The sequence below is a fragment of the Hyphomonas sp. UBA3601 genome, from assembly GCF_002375605.1.
GTDB lineage: Bacteria > Pseudomonadota > Alphaproteobacteria > Caulobacterales > Hyphomonadaceae > Hyphomonas.
In genome coordinates this window covers 894-5,698 of sequence record NZ_DFME01000064.1, presented here as the reverse complement: position 1 = coordinate 5,698, position 4,805 = coordinate 894, and the positions used below count along the sequence as shown (strand labels likewise).

Genomic DNA, 4,805 nt, shown 5'->3' with positions numbered 1-4,805 from the left:
ATTGCAGTGTCAAGTATATCGCGTAGTTAGCGATCTACATTCCAAGTTACTTACGGACGCGAACCAGACCATGATCTCCAGAGATGAAATTCAAAAGGCTGCGGATGCACTGTTCAACGCACACGCTGGACAAACCTACTGCGCGCCAGTGCGTGATCTCATTGGTCTTGATCCGCAAGCCGGATACGAGGTCCAGGCGATCAACACAGCCCGGTGGGTATCCGCAGGGCGACGGATTGTTGGCCGGAAAATTGGCCTGACGTCAGCGGCAGTCCAAAATCAACTTGGCGTAGACCAGCCCGATTTTGGCGTCCTCTATGCGGATATGGAATATTGCGACGGTGATGAAATTCCGTTGTCAGCAACTCAACAACCCAAGGCCGAGGCTGAAATAGCCGTTATACTCGGCAGGGACATCAACGCGCAGGATACAACGCCAAGCGAACTGATCCGAGCCATAGACCACGTCGTGCCTGCCATCGAAATTGTGGGCAGTCGTATCAAGGACTGGGATATCCGCATTTCGGATACGATCGCGGATAACGCCTCATCAGGCCTATATGTCCTGGGCGGTCCTGTTCGTGCACTGCATGGGCTTGATCTCGTCAATGCTGGCATGGTGATGAAATGCAATGGACGCCCGGTTTCATATGGCGCCGGCATCGCGTGCCTTGGAAATCCGCTAAACGCCGCACTCTGGCTCGCACGAAAATGCGCAGAGCTCGGAGCACCTCTCAAGGCCGGCGACGTCGTTCTGACAGGTGCTCTTGGCCCGATGGCCTCAATGGAGCCTGGTGATCTGTTTGAAGCAGATATCGAAGGTATTGGGTCGGTTCGCCTCGCAATTGCGGCTAAATAGGAGACATTGGAAATGACAACTCTCAAGAAGACCAAGGTTGCGATCATCGGATCCGGAAATATCGGAACTGACCTCATGATCAAGGTCATACGCAAGTCAAAGGGTCTCGAAATGGGCGCGATGGTCGGGATCGATCCCGACTCGGACGGCCTTGCCCGGGCAAAGCGCATGGGTATCGCGACCACGCATGAAGGAATTGAGGGTCTCGTTAAGCTCGACGTGTGGCCCGAAATCGGAATTGTCTTTGATGCGACATCTGCTGGCGCACACAAGCGGCACAATGAAGTCGTCACGTCCGCCGGAAAGGTGATGATCGACCTCACGCCTGCGGCGATCGGGCCGTATGTCATACCCGTCGTCAATGGTGACGCGCATCTGGATGCGTCAAATGTCAACATGGTCACTTGCGGCGGGCAGGCGACGATCCCAATCGTGGCAGCAGTAGCATCCGTCGCGACAGTCCACTATGCGGAGATCGTCGCTTCCATCGCCTCCAAGTCAGCCGGGCCGGGAACGCGGGCCAACATTGATGAATTCACCGAGACCACCTCAAAGGGTATAGAAGAGGTTGGAGGAGCCCGGAAAGGCAAAGCCATAATCGTCCTGAACCCGGCGGAGCCTCCGATGATCATGCGCGATACGGTATTCACCCTCTCTAGTGGCGCAGATGAGCCGACAATTGAGGCCTCAATCGAAGCAATGGTTGCAAAGGTCAATGCCTATGTGCCCGGCTATCGGATGAAGCAAAAGGTTCAGTTCGAACGGTTCGGCTCGAACAACCCGGTCAAGATTCCGGGCCTGGGCACGTTTGAAGGCATCAAGACCAGCGTCTTCCTGGAAGTCGAGGGTGCGGCCCACTACTTGCCTGCATACGCGGGAAATCTCGACATAATGACGTCAGCTGGCATTGCGACCGCTGAGAAGATCGCCGCGCAGCGGCTAGCCAAGGAGACTGCCTGATGGCGTTCGATCCAAAATCCGACAATCTTTACATTCAGGACGTCACTCTGCGCGACGGGATGCATGCGATCCGACACCAATACGGTATCGAGCACGTCAGCAAGATTGCCGCCGCCCTTGACCAGGCCGGGGTCGACGCAATCGAGATTGCACATGGAGACGGCCTGAATGGCTCAAGCTTCAATTATGGTTTTGGTGCCCACACAGACTGGGAGTGGATTGAAGCCGTCGCAGATTCAGTGAAAACGGCGAAACTGACCACGCTCCTCCTTCCCGGGATCGGAACGATCGAGGAGCTGAAGCATGCCTACAAGCTTGGCGTCAGGTCTGTCAGGATCGCCACACACTGCACGGAAGCCGACGTATCGAAACAGCATATCGGTGTTGCCAGAGATCTGGGTATGGACACGGTTGGCTTTCTTATGATGTCCCACATGGTTGAGCCTGAGAAATTGGCTGAACAAGCCGCCATGATGGAAAGCTATGGTGCCGAATGTATCTATGTCACCGATAGTGGCGGCGCGCTCGACATGGATGGATACATCGCACGGCTTCAAGCCTACGAAAAAGTCCTGAAGCCGGAAACTGAACGGGGTATCCACGCCCACCACAATCTGTCGCTTGGCGTCGCCAATTCCATTGTCGGCGTTCAACATGGCGCAAGACGCGTGGATGCTTCGCTGGCCGGCATGGGTGCCGGGGCCGGAAACGCACCGCTTGAGGTGTTCATCGCAGCCGCCGAGCGAAAGGGGTGGAAGCATGGATGCGATCTTTTCGCGCTCATGGATGCCGCTGAGGAACTTGTCCGCCCACTCCAGGACCGCCCCGTCCGCGTTGATCGCGAAACGCTCTCGCTGGGCTATGCCGGGGTGTACTCGTCCTTCCTCCGGCATTCAGAGAAGGCAGCGAAAGATTATGGGATCGATACACGTGAAATCCTGGTTGAACTAGGACGTAGGCGTATGGTTGGTGGCCAGGAAGATATGATCGTCGACGTAGCCCTGGATATATTGAAAGAACAACAATCCACTCAAAAACTTGCGACGTGAGCGACCAATCTTTATTGACTGTTGTCTTGCATCGCGGTCACGATGCGAGACTACAATCATCTATCTGGTATCAATCTCTCGATGCAGCCTGTTGTAATTGTGACGGCTGCGAGATTCAATCTGTCTGGACGAACGGCGCAGTCAGAACACGCTCAATCTGCTTATGTGCGTACAGTGCTTTTGGCTCGGTGAGCGCACTTTTTCATCGCCTTTTGACCTAAGCGAGCAACCTTGAAGTTTCCATGATAAATTGAAATTGGCACGCCTTCTGCATTCCCCTGACGCGGGAGGCAGATCCATGCTTGTTCACACGATAGAAGACCTGAACGATACCCTCGCCAGGTATGACTACACCGCCAATCTCTCACGCGGGAACTGGGCCTGGGAATTCGCCCGGCGCAATTCCGCGCTGAAAGCCGCCGCCTATGCTGCGCAACCTGACTTTGAAACAAGAACGGCATGTTGTGACATACAGCTTCTCCGGCTTTGCGAGCAGGACCGCCAAGCCGAAGACTGGGGACTTCTCTATTTTCCGAACCCAGATCAGTCGGCCCTTACCACGCATGTCTTCTGGTCCGACAAGACCTATCCCCGCAAGGTCGCCGTTCACGTGCGTGAAAGAGAGCGCGGCGAGATCGACGAAATCTTCGAAAAGAGCACGCGCCTCTGCAAGATCATCCATCTCGTGGATGCCTTCGAGCACGAACACATCCTTGTCAAAGGTAAGAAGTGCTCGATCCAGGTCAGGTGCAGTGGCAAGTCGCTCTTGTCCCTCGAGCCTGTAAAAATGGAATTCTCCATCTCGGGATTCAGCACAATGCAGGATCACGTGAATGCGCTGAACCGTGCCCAGAAGGTCTACGGCGACGACGACATGTCGCCTCCTGTCTGGTCACGCAAGGGCCTCGGCTATCGCAACGCTCTTGTCGCCTTGGATGCCCACGACGCGGGACTCACCTATCGTGAAACCGCGACGATTTTCTATGGTGAGAAGCGCATCTCGGAAGAATGGGGCGGACCGTCGTCCGCCATGAAGTCCGAAATGGCCCGCCTGCTCGCCAAGGGCCAGCGCCTTCGGGACGGCGAATATTTCTCCCTTTTGGAAGAGAACCTTTGACCTGCCCCTCCGCACATCGAAGAGCGCATACGACGTCATCCGGTCGAACGCTCTATTTCGATTAGCGGCTTACGAACTGGTAGACACCTCTTAGTATCTCAAAGCACTTGTAAGCATCGCCCCTCCCCCGCCTGCTGACGCGGGGCTGTCCGGGAGACGAGAGCCCTCCACCTCGTCCACGTCACCTGACCGGGCCCGGCTCGTCTCCGGTCACGCGGCCACCCGTTCGGGTCGCCGCGCGCTGCGGGGGCTCGCCGGCGGGGGCCGCGCTTTGCTTCCCACTGGCCTTACGGCCAGAGGGGTCAGGCGCGCGTGGCCTCTCGATACCTCAATCTGCCTCGGGCGAGGGCATGAGCCATTTGCCGAGAACGGTCACATCCTGGCGCTCGTAGCCGAGGGCATTGTAGAAGGCAGTCGCGGTCTCGTTCTCCCCGCGCACCATGAGCTGCACCTTCGGCGTCCCCCGCGCCGTCAGCCAAAGCTCGGCTTCGGCCATCATTTCGCGCCCATGGCCGCAGGCTTTACGGTCTGGGCTGACAGCCAGATAGTAGATCCAGCCGCGATGGCCGTCATGGCCGACCACGGCGCTGGCAATGACATCGTTATCTAATGTACCGACGAGGATCGTGGCATCGCGGGATGCGATCGACCGGTCCATGTCTGCATTCGGGTCGTCCCATGGCCGGGTCAGCGCACACGCCTCCCAAAGCGCAATCAGCGCTGCGCGGTCAGCTTCCCGGAAGTCTCGTATATCCAAGGCCATGGCTGTCGGGTCTGGAAGGATTCGTATCCACGGCACCAGCCTGCCTGTTTGGTGTTT

At 56.9% G+C, this 4,805-nt stretch carries 5 protein-coding genes; 4 read left to right on the top strand and 1 reads right to left on the bottom strand.

What is annotated here, in order from left to right; all coding sequences use genetic code 11:
- Positions 1–70: 70 nt before the first annotated feature.
- The 4 genes from B4F73_RS06895 to B4F73_RS06880 all read left to right on the top strand — a co-directional run bounded on the left by B4F73_RS06895 (position 71) and on the right by B4F73_RS06880 (position 3,985).
- The gene (locus tag B4F73_RS06895) at positions 71–859 is read left to right on the top strand and encodes a 2-keto-4-pentenoate hydratase (RefSeq protein WP_034738348.1); all 789 of its coding nucleotides are present in this window, start codon (positions 71–73) and stop codon (positions 857–859) included.
- A gap of 12 nt (positions 860–871) precedes the next feature.
- Complete coding sequence (locus tag B4F73_RS06890) at positions 872–1,819, top strand: acetaldehyde dehydrogenase (acetylating) (protein WP_045699440.1); 948 nt, start codon at positions 872–874, stop codon at positions 1,817–1,819.
- Positions 1,819–2,868: a 4-hydroxy-2-oxovalerate aldolase gene (dmpG, locus tag B4F73_RS06885; RefSeq protein WP_045699438.1), complete on the top strand. Its 1,050-nt coding sequence runs from the start codon at positions 1,819–1,821 to the stop codon at positions 2,866–2,868. Before B4F73_RS06890 ends, dmpG begins: the two co-directional genes overlap by 1 nt.
- Positions 2,869–3,166: 298 nt before the next feature.
- The gene (locus B4F73_RS06880) at positions 3,167–3,985 is read left to right on the top strand and encodes a DNA -binding domain-containing protein (RefSeq protein ID WP_034742714.1); all 819 of its coding nucleotides are present in this window, start codon (positions 3,167–3,169) and stop codon (positions 3,983–3,985) included.
- A 328-nt stretch (positions 3,986–4,313) separates the two neighbouring features.
- Here the strand turns inward: B4F73_RS06880 and B4F73_RS06875 are convergent, their stop codons facing one another.
- Positions 4,314–4,748, bottom strand: a complete 435-nt coding sequence (locus B4F73_RS06875; protein ID WP_112073740.1) for a GNAT family acetyltransferase — start codon at positions 4,746–4,748, stop codon at positions 4,314–4,316.
- Positions 4,749–4,805 lie beyond the last annotated feature (57 nt).